The 16323-nt window shown below is 58.0% G+C and carries 13 protein-coding genes; all 13 read right to left on the bottom strand.

All coding sequences use genetic code 11. The features are described from left to right. Positions 1-79: 79 nt before the first annotated feature. Entirely contained in the window at positions 80-472 is a 393-nt protein-coding gene (locus GEV39_RS06205; RefSeq protein ID WP_054913319.1) for a GtrA family protein, read from the bottom strand. Beyond that, on the bottom strand, positions 469-1413 hold the full coding sequence (locus tag GEV39_RS06200; RefSeq protein WP_054913320.1) for a glycosyltransferase family 2 protein: 945 nt from the start codon (positions 1411-1413) through the stop codon (positions 469-471). Before GEV39_RS06200 ends, GEV39_RS06205 begins: the two co-directional genes overlap by 4 nt. Further along, complete coding sequence (locus tag GEV39_RS06195; protein ID WP_173887899.1) at positions 1410-3050, bottom strand: DUF6311 domain-containing protein; 1641 nt, start codon at positions 3048-3050, stop codon at positions 1410-1412. The genes GEV39_RS06200 and GEV39_RS06195 overlap by 4 nt, the downstream gene beginning before the upstream one ends. Before the next feature lie 42 nt (positions 3051-3092). Next, the gene (locus GEV39_RS06190; RefSeq protein WP_173887898.1) at positions 3093-5612 is read right to left on the bottom strand and encodes a glycosyltransferase; all 2520 of its coding nucleotides are present in this window, start codon (positions 5610-5612) and stop codon (positions 3093-3095) included. Continuing rightward, positions 5613-6956 (bottom strand): class I SAM-dependent methyltransferase, encoded by a 1344-nt coding sequence (locus tag GEV39_RS06185; protein WP_173887897.1) that lies wholly within the window; start codon positions 6954-6956, stop codon positions 5613-5615. Further along, positions 6956-8170: an ABC transporter ATP-binding protein gene (locus tag GEV39_RS06180; protein ID WP_110677883.1), complete on the bottom strand. Its 1215-nt coding sequence runs from the start codon at positions 8168-8170 to the stop codon at positions 6956-6958. The genes GEV39_RS06185 and GEV39_RS06180 overlap by 1 nt, the downstream gene beginning before the upstream one ends. Beyond that, on the bottom strand, positions 8167-8961 hold the full coding sequence (locus GEV39_RS06175; RefSeq protein WP_054914164.1) for an ABC transporter permease: 795 nt from the start codon (positions 8959-8961) through the stop codon (positions 8167-8169). Before GEV39_RS06175 ends, GEV39_RS06180 begins: the two co-directional genes overlap by 4 nt. 2 nt (positions 8962-8963) lie before the next feature. After that, positions 8964-10325 carry a phosphohexomutase domain-containing protein gene (locus GEV39_RS06170; RefSeq protein WP_173887896.1) on the bottom strand — a complete coding sequence of 454 codons (1362 nt, stop codon included), beginning with the start codon at positions 10323-10325 and terminating at the stop codon, positions 8964-8966. A gap of 122 nt (positions 10326-10447) precedes the next feature. Then, complete coding sequence (locus tag GEV39_RS06165) at positions 10448-11890, bottom strand: mannose-1-phosphate guanylyltransferase/mannose-6-phosphate isomerase (RefSeq protein ID WP_110677878.1); 1443 nt, start codon at positions 11888-11890, stop codon at positions 10448-10450. A 323-nt stretch (positions 11891-12213) separates the two neighbouring features. Beyond that, positions 12214-13647, bottom strand: a complete 1434-nt coding sequence (locus GEV39_RS06160; protein WP_173887895.1) for an MBL fold metallo-hydrolase RNA specificity domain-containing protein — start codon at positions 13645-13647, stop codon at positions 12214-12216. Positions 13648-13749: 102 nt separating this feature from the next. After that, positions 13750-14013, bottom strand: a complete 264-nt coding sequence (locus GEV39_RS06155; protein ID WP_009685995.1) for a lipopolysaccharide assembly protein LapA domain-containing protein — start codon at positions 14011-14013, stop codon at positions 13750-13752. Between the two features lie 19 nt (positions 14014-14032). Further along, a complete protein-coding gene (gene ihfB, locus GEV39_RS06150; RefSeq protein WP_003252675.1) occupies positions 14033-14329 on the bottom strand; it encodes an integration host factor subunit beta in 297 nt (98 codons plus the stop codon). Between the two features lie 214 nt (positions 14330-14543). Continuing rightward, positions 14544-16220 carry a 30S ribosomal protein S1 gene (gene rpsA, locus GEV39_RS06145; protein ID WP_003252673.1) on the bottom strand — a complete coding sequence of 559 codons (1677 nt, stop codon included), beginning with the start codon at positions 16218-16220 and terminating at the stop codon, positions 14544-14546. Between the last annotated feature and the right edge of the window lie 103 nt (positions 16221-16323).

Here is a 16323-nt window from a genome sequence, read left to right as displayed (position 1 = left end):
CGCTTAGCTGGCTGAAAACCTGGGCTGCAAGCTAACCACCGCACAGAGCGCGGGGCCGTAAAGGCCCCGCACCGTTATGCTAGCGCGTGGGGGAAAATGCCCAAAGTTTCATGACTATGTAGTTGAGTACCGGCACCACAAAAATCACCATCAGCAAACCAAAGGCGTAATGCCACCCCAGGAACTCCACCAGCGAGGTGATCGCCAGGGTAAGGGCCAACGACACCAAAGAAACCAGCAAAAAGCGCCGATAGCCAAGAAAGCTGGCGGGCGTTTTGAAGGTGAAACGGCTATTGAGGATATACGACATCACGTTGGCAAACATGAACGCCACGCCATTGGCAACATAGGCCGGCGGTGCCAACAGTTCCATCAACGTGACCACGATTCCCGCATGCACTAGAGTGTTGGTCACGCCCACCAGGCCGAAGCGGATGAACTCGTGGTAACGTTGGGGGACTAGATTGATCACTTGATAACATCACGCACTATGTAAACCGGCCGTTTTTTCGACTCGGCAAAAATCCGCCCTACGTATTCTCCCAAAACACCAATGCCAATCAGCTGTACACCACTGGCAAACAATATGGTGATCATGATCGATGCATAACCCGGCGTGTCAGCACCAAAGAAAATGGTTTTGATCAGCAAGTAAGCGGCGTACAAGAATGACAACGCCGACACTGCACAACCGAGGTAGGTCCAGATGCGCAACGGCGCACTGCTGAAGCTGGTGATGCCCTCGATTGCAAAGTTCCACAGTTTCCAGGTATTGAAGCTTGAGGTACCGTGCTCACGCGGGGCTACTTTGTACTCCACGGTGGTGGTCCGGAAGCCCACCCAGGCAAATAAACCTTTCATGAAGCGTCTTGTTTCAGGGAGGGTTTTCAAGGCTTCAACGACCTTGCGGTCCATCAGTCGAAAATCGCCGACATCGGCAGGAATATCAATGTCGGAAATCCGGTTGTGCACACGGTAGAACCAGTTGGCCGTCAGCTTTTGCACAGCGTGGTCAGTGTCACGGTCGACCCGCTTGGCCAGCACCACTTCTGCACCCTCCTCCCACTTCTGAATAAGCTCGAGGATGACCTCTGGCGGGTGCTGCAGGTCAGAATCAATGGGGATTACCGCGTCACCAGTGGCAAAATCAAGGCCCGCAGATATGGCCGCCTCCTTGCCGAAGTTGCGCGACAGGTCGACAACGGTAAGGTAATGGTTTGCTGCTTTGGCTTTGACCAGCTCATCGTACGTGCGGTCACGGCTGCCATCGTTGATACCAATAACTTCGAGCTCGTAGCGGTCGGCGAGCGGTGCGAATACTTCGTTGATCCTGGCGAAAAAAGCTTGTACACCCTTTTCTTCGTTATAAAACGGCGAGACCAGGGAAACTTTTCGCTTTGGCAAAGGGGTCATTGAACTTTACTCCCTGTTGGCTGGAAGCTGCACACATGGGCGAAATCGATTTCTATGCACGCAGGTTGGCGGTCTGCCGGGAACAACGCTTTCACCTGTGCTACTGCAGGGAAATCGCCGCGGTTGAACACATACATCGAATTGGCCATTTGCGAGCCTGCAATTTCGGCCTGGGTGCTTTCCACTGCGCAGTTAGAAGCCGCTCGTGATACATAACCGGTGTTGATCTTCAGGTTATGCACGGAGGCAAAGCGCATGGTTGGCATCAGCGTGTTCAAAATCTGGTCGGCCCGACCGCAACGGAACTTGGGGAAAAAGTACAAGTACTGGGTGTCGGTAGTGAGTTGTTGGTCCCAGGTCGGCTGGGTCAGCACGGCCGCAGCAGGACGTTTGGCGGTATCGACCAGACGGTGGCGCAAGTTGGACAGGTCTGCCAATTGCAGGCCGATCAATACCACCATGCTGACGGCAAATACTTTGGCACCCAAGCGTTTATAGAGGCTCGCAATGGCAAATATCACCACGCAATAACCCACCGGCCAGAAGAACCTGCCCGAGGCACGGAACTGAGAGGTGATACGGTCCATGAACGAAGGATAGTGAAGCGAGACAATTTCATGCACGCCAAGGTAGATGGTGTCTGAAAGCGCGTAGGCGGTGAAGAGGAACATCAGCCATGTCAGTGCCCGGTGTTTGGCGAAGCTGCTCTCGGACGCACTACGGTTCAGCACCCAGGCAAGCGCAAAGGCCAGCAGCACACCCAGGCCAAGATAGTTGAAGCCTTCATACTGGCCAGGCATTTCAGGGTCGGGGAACTTGATGTACTTGCCACCATGAAACGGTGATAGCAAGTTCATTGAATAAGTACCGAAACCGGACTCTGGTGCTACTTCTACCCGCTCCATGGGGAAGATGGTAAGAAACAGGCTGGCACCGATTATCACGAAGGGAATGGCAGCTCGGGCCAATTCACGCGGTGCGCGCCACGACGGCTGGTGAAACAGCCCGGCAACGTAGATGGCGCTGGCCATTACACAGAGATAGATGTTGACGTAGAACGACGATACCAACAGCAACGTCCAGCCCAGCCGCTCTGGCGTGACCGTGCGACGGCTGCGGACATACAACGCCAGTGCGCAAAGGATAATCCAGTGCGACATCAGCGAGATATGCCCCAGGCGGGTAGTTAGCGCCGGGAACGTCAACAGGCACACCACCAAGGCCAACAGCGCCAACCAGGAATGCACCCGCAATTCACGCAGGATCCACCAGCCGCATACAGCCTGGGCGATGAAGGAAAGCGCGACCCACACACCGAACGGGTTGAACGGCGCGAAGCTAGAAGGTACGAAAACCTTTAGCAGCAACGCGTACAACGGGATCGCGTCAACAAAAGTGGCGCGCGTGCCTTGCGGATAGTTGATGCTGTCGAAAGCCAGTAGCGGGTAGCTGAATGGCGCATTAAAGAAGGCGTTGAACCCAGCGAAGTACTGAGTGACATCATCGACCTCGGTTAACCAATACGAGGATGTCCCAGTGATGAAGCCCGCGGGAAAGTAGCGCAGGACAAAAAACACCCCAATAGCCAGCGCGACCGCAAAGCCGGCTCTCCCCGTTGAGTCTAACTTCAAACGCATTTCCCTATATCCCAAATTTTCTGCTGTGTCGTGACTGGCTTATCAAAACTTGTACTTGTCGATCTCGCCAATGAGTTGCTGTGCGCTGGCCTTCCAGGTAAGCCAAGGCATCTGGCTAGACTGCGGGTGCCGCCCTTCGGCATGCAGCAACAACCATTCGCCAATACTGTCGGCAACTGCCTGGGCATCGGCACCCGAGAAGAACCACGCATGCTCACCCGCCACTTCGCGGAACACAGGGAGGTCGCGGGCAATAATGGGCAGTTGGTATTGCGCAGCTTCAATCAACGGCAGGCCAAAACCCTCACCGTAAGAGGCCGCTACCAGGCAATCGCAGTTGTTATACAGATATTCGAGGTATTCGTCGCTAGCCCCTTCCAGCCAGAGCAGCCGTTTGCCGGCCTCCGGATGGTTGCGCAGCTTGGCTGCCAGGTCGTCGACCAGCCAGCCGTGCTTGCCGACAATTATCAGGTTGGCCTCTACGCCGGCCGCCCAGAGGCGCTCGAACGCTTCCAGTGCCTGGGCATGGCCCTTGCGTGGTTCAAGGGTACCGACCATGAGGAAGTTGGTGTTGTCGGCCAAAGCTTCAAGGCGCTTGGCCGGGTCTTGCGGGAGACCGGTGGAAGGCATGGACTGGTCGATGTCCGCCCCCAGGTGGAACGCCCCAATACGGAACGGGCGTTCGCCTGCCAGGTTGTTTTCGGCCAGCCAGTCGCGCAACTCGTCCGCCACAGCGCGGGAGATGCACAGCGCACCATCGTATTCGGCAACGGCATGGATCCACGTGCGGTAGTGAGCTTGCAGGCTGTCGACGAAGCAGTGCGGCAACTGCAGGATCAGCAGGTCGTATACCACGAAGAAAATGTTCACCCCATGGCTACGCAAGGTATCGAGGTAGCTGCGCTTATGCGGCAACACGTCCATCAGCAGGTCAAGGCACAGGTATACATCGCCAGCGCGGTAGCTGATGGCTTCATCTTCGACGTGCTCGAACGCCTGGCCAAGGAACTTGGCGGTAAAGCGCGAGGCATGGCGGTAAAAAGCTTCGCCGGCGACGGTATATACAGGCCGCACGTCATACGCCGCAGGCGGGTTGGTCAACCATTCCAGCAGGATGCTGCGCACTACCCGTTGGATGCCACTCTTGCCGTCGTGCTTGCTCAGCTCGGAGATATCCACGAACAGTTGTGGCTTGCCAGCCGGGCCCTGTAGCGAGTAGTCAATGGCTTTTGCCAGCCGCTTGATATCCACTGCACCGGGCTGCAACAGGGCTCGGCCAGCAAGGCCGTCGATCAGCGCCTGCAGAGCGTCGGTGGCCTGTTCGACCGCGACCGGTTTATCGGCCTGGGCCAGTGCTTTCTCAAAGGCCTCCACGGCAGCCTTGCCGGTAAGATCCCACGAGAAAGCTTCAGCGCGCTGCAAACCATGGGCTGCCAAGCGCTCGCGGAAAGATTCATCGCCCAGTGCCTGACGCAGCTTTGCCACCAAAGACTGGGTATTGAGCGGGTCGAAAGTCGCTTCCTCCAGCCCGATGACCTCGGGCACGCTGGAAGTATTGGCACCGATAACCGGGGCGCCGCACTTCATCGCTTCCAGCGGTGGCAAGCCGAAGCCCTCGTGCCATGAAGGGAACACGTAGAGCTGGCATGCGTTATACAGTGCAACCAGTTCCTCATCGGTAATGTAGCCGGTGAAGACCAAGTCGGTGTCCCCCAGGCCTTGGCTGCGCGCAGCGGCGCGGTACTGGTCGATATGAAACTGCGGCATCTTGCCTGCAAAAACCAGCTGCACATTACCAGCTTCCTGGCGAACCTTGGCGAATGCCTCGATCAGCCTTACCAGGTTCTTGCGTTCATCGGCCCCCCCCGAGTAGAGCACGAAGGGGGTGCGCAAGCCGAAGCGCACGGCCAGGGCCTGACGCTGCGCTGCGTCCAGTTCGATGGGCCGGAATATCTCGTCGGCCGCTGTCGACACATTCACAACCTTGGCGGCCTCCAAAGGCAGCAGGGACAGTGCCTCTTGGCGGGCGAACTGGGAAATCGACAGCAACAGGCCGTACTGTTTGAACGCCTCGACCTTGTCCAGGTAGTGCGCCTTGTAGCCCGGGTTGGGGTCCAGGTACTGCCGGGGGCTGACCAGCGGAATCAGGTCATACAGGGTTGCACTGACCAGCGCCCGCTGATCCAGTTGCGGGCTGCCGATCACGGCATCGTCGATATAGCCTTCCACCGGGCTACAGACATGTACCACATCGGGTTGCAAGTCATCGATGCAGGCCTGGCGGATACGCTCGGCCACCTCGCGCCGCGCGCGGTTGGCCGGGTCGCGTGCAGACACCGGGCCTTCGGCGTACCACACGCGGATGTGGCTTTGCGGCAGCAGGCCGATGAACGCTGTGCGGATGCTGTCGATGCTGTCTGACAGCATGCCGTTGAGCAGCAGGTATACCTCATGGCCGTTACTGTTGCGCACGATGCCCTGCGCCAGGGAAAGGCTGTAGCGCCCGATACCACGGAAACGGCTCTCGGTTTGCGCGCCCTGCAAGTCAATTACGATACGCATTCAGTGCTTGCTCTTAATCATGGCTTCGCTGAGGGCGCTTTCAATCGAGCGCCCACGCGGTGTCAAGGGTGCGTGGTCGATCACGCCGTGTTGTGGGTCACTGGCCATTGCCACGGGTTCGGATGCCAGCACCCGGCGAATCTGCTGCGTCAGCCAAGGGCTACGGTGCAAAGCCGCCAGCGCCAGGCGTTTTACCGCCGGGCGGCGCTCTACCCAAAGCCGCGCATGCGGTGCCACGCGACGCAACGCAGCCTTGCCGTGCCGGGAAGGCCAGTACAGCACCCGGCCTATCAGGCGCAGCGGCGCGCTAACCCGCCACGAGGTGCTGGCAAGTATTGCCTGCAATTGTTGCTCAACGGCCAGGGCGCGCTGGAAGTGATGATGGCAATTTTCCAGCGCCACGTTGCGCTCTTGCTGCACTGCGCCAAACTGCTGCTGCAGGTCATTGAGAGCTGTCTGGTAGCGATCCTGGATCACCAGCAACTGATGGGTTTGCTGGGCCTGGACCTCGGCCATGATTCGCTGGAATTCAGCGGGTTCGAAGAATGTCGCTCGCACCGTTTCCACCGTGTTGTGCAGTTCAGCGAACCGGCGGTCGATCGCGCGATCGTAGCGGTGCGCCAGTTGGTCGAGTGAGATGCCATAAGCCGCCTCGAACATGTCGTCAAAGGGCTGCAACTGGCTTGGGCTAGCGGCTTTCTGCGCTACCACGGCGTAGTCCGGGCTGACGCTGAACAACACGTTCAACACGCCAAGGGGCGCTTGTTCGTCATGGACTTCAGGCGGTTCCTGCAACCGCACAATCTTGGCCCGGGCAAACCCGCTGTAATCCGCCAGAAACGACATCAGCAGGCTGGGCAAAGGTTGTTCGTGGGTTGGGTCAAGGTAGAAATTGTTGGTGCCAACCGTCACGTTTTCAGCGTTGGGGGTTTCCAGAATCAGCAGCCCGGCAGGGCGCAGTACCCGCAAAGATTCGGCAACCAGTTCCTGCAAAACGGCAAACGGCAGGTGCTCGGCGATATGAAACCCGCTTACCGCCACCTGGCTGTTATCGGGCAGCTTGCGCAGCGCGCTCAGCACATCATCCTTGTTCGCCGGCAGCTTGAGCGCTTCGCAGGCTTCCAGCATGCCGTCGTCCAGGTCGACACCCAGTGGTGAAAAGCCCTCGCGCACCATCAGCTCCAGCCACTCTCCACGGCCACAACCTAGATCAAGTACAGGGCAGTCAGCGTACAACGCCTTGAGCGGTTCGAGGAACGGCAGATAGGCCTGGAGCCGCTGTGTGATCGTCTCGCGCGAACCACGGTAACGGTCCTCGAAAGCCCTGTAAAAACCTGCATTCATCAATTGCACTCCACTGTAGGCGGTATCCACGCAAGGCCTACGAAGTTCTGTTCGGACATGTTCACCACATTGAACACCAACGCGAGGTCACGCCACTCATAGTTATCAGCGATATGGCTGTCGGTGGCGTGCAAGGCAACAGCCACCGAATAAGATCCCACCCCCAGGTTTGCCGGGAAGCGGAAGGCGTAGGTCAACCTTGTACCCGCCGCAAGGTCGGTGCGCACGCACTGCAGGTGGTGAGTGTTGGTACCAAAGACGTCCTGGCCAAGGCGGTCCTTGATCACATAACCCACCACCAATTCCGGCAAGCGTGCATGCACCTGGACGCCGATACTCAAGCAAACGGCCTCTCCGACCGTAATGTACTCAACCGGCGCGCCCTCGGCGTTAAGCAGTGCCACCTTGGCAATACTGGCCTTCCCGCTACCTGAACGCGTTTGCACGCTACCATCCTGCAAGGTCTGGACCTCGACCGTGGCGTTTTCTTTCTGTGCGATGATGGCGTTGTAGTAATCCATTACTTCTTCGGGCGGCCCGTCCTTGATCACGGTACCGCCGTCCAGCAGAATCGCGCGGTTGCACAAGGCCTGGATCGCGCCACGGTCGTGGGACACGATCAACAGTGTGGTACCGGCCTTTTGAAATTCCTTGATACGGCTAAAGCTTTTGTGCTGGAAATAGCTGTCACCTACTGACAACGCCTCATCAATGATGAGGATTTCCGGCCGAAACGCGGTCGCCACCGCGAACGCCACGCGCATCTGCATGCCGCTTGAATAGGTACGCACGGCCTGGTCAAAGTACTCGCCAATTTCGGCGAACGCTTCAATGTCGGCTATGACGCCGTCGATCTGCTCCGTGCTGAACCCCATCAGGCCAGCGGCGTGGTAGGCATTCTGACGGCCGGTAAGCTCGGCATTGAAACCCATACCCAGCTCAAGAATAGCGGCGATACGCCCGTGTACCTGCACGCGCCCTTCGGTAGGCTGCAGCGTACCGGTAATCATCTTCAGCAGGGTCGATTTGCCAGCACCGTTCTGCCCTACCAGGCCAATGGCTTCGCCGGCCTCAATGTTGAAGCTGACGTGCTTGAGCACCCAGTGCTCGCTGCTGGCCTTGACCGGCATATAGAACCAGCGTGCGATACGTTGCCATTCCGAGCGATAACTGCGGTAGGCCTTGCCCACGTTGTTGACGGACATGAGTGTCATAGGGAGTCCACCATTTCAGCCGAGGCTCGACGGAACAGGAACAGCCCCAACACCATCAGGCCCAGGGCGATGCCAATGGTGATACCCAACCCGGCGATATTCGGCGCGAGTTTGTACACCATTACATTGTGGTAGGAAGTGACGATGGCATACATGGGGTTGATGTCCAGCGTGCCCTTCAGGTAGTCGGGCACGATATTCACCGAATACACAATCGGGGTGAACCAGAACCACACCTGCAGGATGATCGGTACGACCTGGCCGATGTCGCGCAAGAATACATTCATCACCCCCAATACCAACCCGAGCCCCACGGCAAATGCCACCACAACCAGCGTCAGCGGCAATAACCAGAGCATCTGCAGGTTGGGTGCATGCCCCAGCACTGCAAAAATGATCATCACTGCCACAAACAACAGCAAGTTATTGAGCAGGCACGAGCCCACCACAATCACTGGAAGGGCGATGCGTGGAAAGCGCATCTTCTTCATCAGGTTACCTTGGTCGATGAACACCGTAAGGCAACGCCCGACGATCTCGGCGAACAGGTTCCACGCCAGGATGCCGGCAATCAGGTAGAGCGCATAAGCATACTTGTTGTCGATACCCGGCAGCCGCGCGCCGAGTACATTCGACAAAATCAACGCATAGATGGCTACTTGCGCCAGAGGGTGAATGATCATCCACAGGCCACCGAGCTTGCTGCGCGCGAACCTGGAGATGAATTCGTTTTTGATGGAAGTAAAGATGAAGCCTCTGTAATCCCAGATGCCCCGAAGCATGCCAAACATAGTTATCCCTGGATCAGGCCGGCGATTTCAGTCACGCGTTGCGCTACCAGCGCTTGATCACCGCGGCTTTCAACATTCAACCGCAGCAACGGCTCTGTATTGGAGCCGCGCAGGCTGAAACGCCAGTCGGCAAATTCGACACTGATGCCATCGGTACGGTCCACACTCGGCGCCTGGGGCAGGTAGAAGGCCAGGATCTTGTCGATAGTGCCTGCTACATCGGCCACTTCATAGTTGATCTCGCCGCTACACGGGAATGCCGCAATACGCTCATCCACCAGTTGTGCCAGGCTCTTTCCAGTCACGCTCATCAGCGCGGCTACCAGCAGCCACGGGATGTTCCCGCTATCGCAGTAGGCAAAGTCGCGGAAGTAATGGTGCGCGCTCATTTCGCCCCCGTATACGGCGTCTTCGGCGCGCATGCGTTCCTTGATGAAAGCGTGACCGGTTTTGCTCTGGATGGCCTGGCCACCGGCAGCGCTGACTTGCTCGATGGTGTTCCAGGTAAGGCGAGGGTCATGAATGATCTTGCTGCCTGGGTGCTTGGCCAGCAGCATTTCGGCCAGCAGGCCGACCACGTAGTAGCCCTCGATGAAACGACCTTGGCTATCGAAGAAAAAGCAGCGGTCGAAATCACCGTCGAACGCGATGCCCATGTCTGCCCCAGTGTCCAGAACGGCGTGGCGGGTAAGGTCCCGATTCTCTGGTAGCAGCGGGTTGGGGATGCCGTTGGGGAAGTGCCCGTCCGGCTGGCCGTTAATGATGGTTATCGCCAGCGGCAGGCGCGCCTTCAGCAGTTCCAGCACGGGGCCGACCGCGCCGTTGCCCGGGTCGGCCAGCACCTTCAACGGCTTGAGCGCGGCGAGGTCAATATAGGTCAGCAAGTGGTCGATGTAGGCGGTTTTATCGAACGCTTCGCGCACGCTGCCAGGGTGGGCGGCCTGCGGGCCAAGGTCGCCGGCTTCGACGCGGTGGCGGATATCGGTGAGGCCGGTGTCGCCACTGATGGGGCGAGACTGCTCGCGGACCAGCTTCATGCCGTTGTAGCCCTTGGGATTATGGCTAGCGGTGACCATGATGCCGCCATCGGCCTGGTAGTGGCTGGTAGCGAAATACACTTCTTCGGTACCGCACAAGCCGATGTCGATTACATCGGCGCCGCCTTCGGTCAGCCCTTTTATCAGGGCACGGGACAGGCCAGGGCTTTCCAGGCGCATGTCCCGGCCAACGATATAACTGCGCCCGCCCAACTGGGCCACCAGGGCGCGGCCTATACGGTAGGCGATGTCATCGTTGAGGTCAGCGGGCACTTGGCCGCGGATGTCATAGGCTTTGAAGCAGCGGGTCTGGATAGGTGCGTACATGCATCTCTCTCGGTGCGCAAGCGCAAAACAGGTTCCGACTGGAAGGGGATGACCGGCGAAGAATTGCCGCATGGAAACCAGCCCCGCGCCCGACTGGCAGGGGGCCGACAGCATAACCGGTGTCAGGCGTTGCAACGCCCGTACTTGTCCTCGAAGCGAACAATGTCATCCTCGCCGAGGTAATCACCACTCTGCACTTCGATCAGCACCAGGTCGATGACGCCTGGGTTTTCCAGACGATGCCTGTGGCCTGCGCGAATGAAGGTGGACTCGTTTGTGTTGAGCATCAATTCCTGGTCGTCATTCACCACCACGGCCATGCCGCTGACCACAATCCAGTGTTCGCTGCGATGATGGTGCATTTGCAACGACAAGGAAGCCTTGGGCTTGACCACGATACGCTTGATCTTGAAGCGCTCGCCATTTTCCAGTGTGGTATAGGTACCCCAAGGGCGATGTACGGTCTGATGCAACAGGTGTGCCCCATGGCCGTCGTTTTTCAGGCGCTTGACGATATGCTTCACGTCCTGGGCGTGATCCTTGTGGGCGATGAGCAAGGCGTCGGGTGTATCCACTACCAGCAGGTTTTGCACGCCCACCAGCGCAGCCAGGCGGTTCTCGGAATTGACATAGTTATCGCGCGCGTCGTAGGCCATTACCTCGCCTTCAAAGCGGTTGCCGAACTCATCCGGCGGAGTCAGCTCACTGACCGCGTTCCACGAGCCGATGTCGCTCCAGCCAATATCGCATGGCACGGTAGCCACTTTGCGAGAGCGCTCCATCAAGGCATAGTCGATGGAGATATCTGGCACCTTGGCAAAACTGTCAGGCTCAAGCGCCAGGCAGCTGTAACCGGTGGAGGTGGAGCGGCGGGAAGCCTCCAGGGTGTGCTCCACGGCTTCGAGCACATCGGGGGCATGGGCCCTGAACTCATCAATGACGGCGCCGACCTGGAAGCAGAACATGCCCGCATTCCAGAAGTAGTTGCCGGCAGCAACGTAGGCCTCGGCTGTTTTCATGTCTGGTTTCTCTACGAAACGCTCGACTTTGAGGCCACCTTCCAGCGCTCCGCCGGCAGCGGCCTCGATGTAACCGAAACCGGTTTCGGGATACTGCGGCTTGATGCCGAACGTAACCAACCAGCCTTGCTCGGCCAGGTGCAGAGCTTTTCCGACGGCATCGGCAAATGCCTGTTCATTCTGGATAAGGTGGTCGGCAGCCAGCACCAGCATGTGCACATGAGGGCCGTGGGTCTGGTGCAACTGCAGCGCAGCGGCAGCCACGGCAGCCGCGGTATTACGGCCGAAGGGCTCAAGGATGTAACCCTGGGCATGGCCTTGGGTATTGATGCTGCGGTACTCGTCTTCGGTCTTGAACAACAGTTCCCGGTTGGTGACAGTCAGTACTTCGACCACACCCTCCAAGCGCGCGGCGCGCTGGAAGGTTTTCTGTATAAGATTCTGCCCGTCGGGCAGGGCCATGAATGGCTTGGGATGAGCCTCACGGGAAACTGGCCACAAACGGCTGCCAACGCCACCGGAAAGAATTACCGGGATCAATTCCATAATCGAGTCCTTAACGGCCACTTGAAGTTGTCAACCTCAGGAAACCTGCATCTGTTTTTTATCACTGAACACCACCGCGGCAGCCGCAGCGGCGCATAAATATACGCGTTTAGCGAGTTTAATCCCTAGCCATCCATAGGCTGTAGAGGCAAGCTTCGGCGCTAGAATACCAGAGATTTACCCGCCAGGTTGGGCGCCCCTCCCTGTCCATACGGCTTCCGACGTACCAAGGAGCCAAGCACCTAACCACCTGTAAAGCCCTTGAAACGGATGAGGGCGCGGTTGAGACAACAGAGATCGCCAATGTTCTGAGCGCGACCCGTTTATTTGCCTATAAAAACCGCCATTGGTCGGTTCGCTTCAGCCAGACGATGCTCAAGCGCCTGCTTCAATGCGGTTTTCGCCTGCCGCTCACCATGCACTAAAACAACTTTTGCGGGAGGCGATGGAATACCCTCAATAAAACTTATCAAACCTTCCCTGTCTGCGTGGCCCGAGTAGCCACCAACCGTTAGCACCTTCGCTCTGATCTCATGCGTCTTGCCGCTCAGCTCGATCTGCAAGAAGCCTTCCGCGCCTTCACTGGCCTGTATCACCGCCCCTGGCGTCCCCTTGGCCTGGTGGCCGACAAAAATTATTTCATGCCGAGGGTCGCCGAGCATGGCCTCCAGGTAATTGACGATTCGACCACTTGAACACATGCCATTACCTGCAATCACGATCGCCGGGCGCCCGGTACTCTTGAGGTAATTGACCACCTGTTGGTGGCGGGCATGGGTGTCCACACTGATCAGCTGACTGAAACCGAGCGGGTCGCGCCCTTCAGCCAGGCGAGCTCTGGCTTCAGCGTTCCAGTACTCGTGCAGCTCGCTGTAAACGCGGGTAATACGCTGGGCCAAGGGTGAGTCGAGGATGATGGGCAACTGCGACCAGTTGACGGGATCTTCGTCACCCGGTTCGCCGCGGGCTCCGGTCAATGCCTTGCGGTGCAGAATATCCTCTATTTCGTACAGCAGCTCTTGTGTACGCCCCAGGCTGAAGGCCGGAATCAGAATGGTGCCTTTGTCCGCCAAGGCGCGATCAATTGCCGCCTCCAGTTGCTGCTGCCGACCGCCCTTGACCGGGTGCAGGCGGTCACCGTAGGTACTCTCCAGCACCAGCACATCTGCCCGCTCCGGGGGCCGAAGCGGGCGCAGCAATGGGTTGGCACCATTGCCCAGGTCGCCTGAAAACACGTAACGGGTGTTGATACTTCCATGCAACAGGTCGCACTCGACATATGCCGACCCAAGCAGGTGCCCTGCACGCTGCAAGCGGATACGACACTGCAAACCCGGCTCCATCACCACTTCATGCCACTGCTCGAAGGGCAAAGGCACAATCAGGCTTGTGACCCGTTCAAGGTACCGCGCCACCTGAGCAGGCTCGCGGTTGATGCCCACCCTGTAGGCGTCCTCCAGTACCAGCGGCAATAGCCGCGCCGATGGCTCGCTGCAAATTATGGGGCCGCGGTAACCTGCAGCCAGCAGCGCGGGTATGCGCCCGACATGGTCCAGGTGTACGTGGGTGACGATTAACGCGCGAATGCCCTGAATATCGAAGTTGAGCGGCGCGGATTCTGCACCAGGCGGCGCATCGGTGCCCTGCTCCAACCCACAGTCCACCAGCAAACTGCTACACGAGGCCAAGTGCAACTGGTGGCAGGAACCAGTCACACCCCGGGTGCCACCGTGATGGAAAAGGCAGGGAAACTCCATGCTACGCACACTCAACTTGGCCATAAATGAAGTGGGCTATTACTTCATGGCGGCCAGCCTGTGCATAGGCGGACTATTCCTAGGAAGGCGTAGGAAATTTCCTTAGTTACCGCTCAATGCCGCTTGCCGGGCAGACGCCTTGATCTTGCGCTTGCTGCGTTGAACACCGTATGCGCCCAGTAGCGGGCCTATAGCCAGGCCGATGACCAGCGCTGCCAGCACCAAGACAGCCACGGGCATTTCCGGCGCGGCCCAGCCGAACAGCACCAGCGCAACGGGCTGCTGGTTCTCCAGCACGAAGAACAATACCACCGCCGCCAACAGCAGCACGAAAATAGCCGCCAGGGCGCGCTTCAGGTTACGCATCAGATTGCTCCTTGAGTGCTCAGGCTTCGGCCTCGTCTTCTTCGTTGACCCGGTCGCGCAACTCTTTGCCGGGCTTGAAGTGCGGTACGAACTTGCCTTCGAGGCTGACGGACTGGCCTGTCTTGGGGTTACGCCCTACGCGTGGGGCGCGATAGTGCAGCGAGAAGCTGCCAAAACCGCGGATCTCGATGCGGTCGCCGGTAGCCAGGCATTGTGACATCTGTTCAAGCATGGTCTTGATGGCCAACTCCACGTCCTTGGACGAGAGCAGCCCTTGATGGGTGACAATACGTTCGATCAGCTCCGACTTCGTCATATTTTTCCCTTCGTTATCAAGCAGCTAGATCATTGCTTAAGCAGGTTGTAGCACGCTGGGAAGGATTTGAACAGGGTGCATCTTGACTTAATAAAAAATTTCAAGATTGAAGTAATTCAGGAATGGTCTACCGCGCCAACGCCGGTGTGTGTTTGGGAGCGGGCACAAAAAAAGGGCGACCCGAGGGTCGCCCTTTTTACCGATCAAACAGAACTCAGTTCTGCTTGGCCATTGCTTCGCGCAGCAGCGCAGCCATGGTGGTGTCGGCAGCAGCTTCCGGAGCGTTTTTCAGGCTCTGGATAGCTTCACGCTCTTCAGCGTCGTCTTTCGACTTGATCGACAGGCTGATAACGCGGGACTTGCGGTCAACGCTGATGATCTTGGCTTCGATCTCTTCGCCTTCCTTCAGAACGTTACGCGCGTCTTCAACGCGGTCACGGCTGATTTCGGAAGCTTTCAGAGTGGCTTCGATGTCGTCGGCCAGGGTGACGATGGCGCCTTTGGCGTCAACTTCTTTCACGATGCCCTTGACGATAGCGCCCTTGTCGTTGACAGCAACGAAGTTGGAGAACGGATCGTCTTCCAGCTGCTTGATGCCCAGGGAGATGCGCTCGCGCTCTGGGTCAACCGACAGGATGACGGTTTCCAGCTCGTCGCCCTTCTTGAAACGACGTACGGCTTCTTCGCCGGTTTCGTTCCAGGAGATGTCGGACAGGTGAACCAGGCCGTCGATGCCGCCGTCCAGACCGATGAAGATACCGAAGTCGGTGATCGACTTGATGGTACCGGTGATCTTGTCACCCTTGTTGAACTGGCCGGAGAAGTCTTCCCATGGGTTGGACTTGCACTGCTTGATGCCCAGGGAGATACGACGACGCTCTTCGTCGATGTCCAGAACCATGACTTCCACTTCGTCGCCAACCTGTACGACTTTCGACGGGTGGATGTTCTTGTTGGTCCAGTCCATTTCGGAAACGTGTACCAGACCTTCAACGCCTTCTTCCAGCTCAGCGAAGCAGCCGTAGTCGGTCAGGTTGGTTACGCGAGCCTGTACGCGAGTACCTTCTGGGTAACGGGCAGTGATAGCTACCCACGGATCTTCACCCATTTGCTTCAGACCCAGCGAAACGCGGTTGCGCTCACGGTCGAACTTCAGAACGCGTACGTCGACTTCGTCGCCAACGTTAACGATTTCCGATGGATGCTTGATGCGCTTCCAGGCCATGTCGGTGATGTGCAGCAGGCCGTCGATACCGCCCAGGTCCACGAATGCGCCGTAGTCGGTGAGGTTCTTGACGATACCTTTGACTTGCTGGCCTTCCTGCAGGGTTTCCAGCAGGGCTTCGCGCTCGGCGGAGTTCTCGGCTTCCAGCACGCTGCGACGGGAAACGACAACGTTGTTGCGCTTCTGGTCCAGCTTGATGACCTTGAATTCCAGCTCTTTGCCTTCCAGGTGGGTGGTGTCGCGCACTGGGCGGACATCAACCAGGGAGCCCGGCAGGAACGCACGGATGCCGTTAACGTCGACAGTGAAGCCGCCCTTAACCTTACCGTTGATAACGCCCTTGACCACTTCTTCGGCGGCGAAAGCTGCTTCCAGAACAATCCAGCACTCGGCGCGCTTGGCTTTTTCACGGGACAGTTTGGTTTCGCCAAAGCCGTCTTCGACCGCGTCCAGCGCAACGTGGACTTCGTCACCGACCTTGATGGTCAGTTCGCCAGCTTCGTTGTAGAACTGCTCGAGCGGGATGACACCCTCGGACTTCAGGCCAGCGTGTACGGTAACCCAGTCGCCGTCGATGTCGACAACGATACCGGTGATGATGGCACCCGGCTGAAGATTGAGGGTTTTCAGGCTTTCTTCAAAGAGTTCTGCAAAGCTTTCGCTCATTTTAATTCCTGTAGATTCGGGCGAAACAAACGCCCCTCGCCACATTCCAGACAATGTGGGTCTGTTTTAAGTAAAGGAACGCCGGCAAGACGTTGACTGGTGA

It is taken from the genome of Pseudomonas sp. NY5710 (assembly GCF_013305665.1).
In the GTDB taxonomy this organism is placed as follows: Bacteria; Pseudomonadota; Gammaproteobacteria; order Pseudomonadales; family Pseudomonadaceae; genus Aquipseudomonas; species Aquipseudomonas juntendi.
The sequence above is the reverse complement of the archived record's forward strand: the minus strand, read 5'-3'. Positions and strand labels throughout refer to the sequence as shown.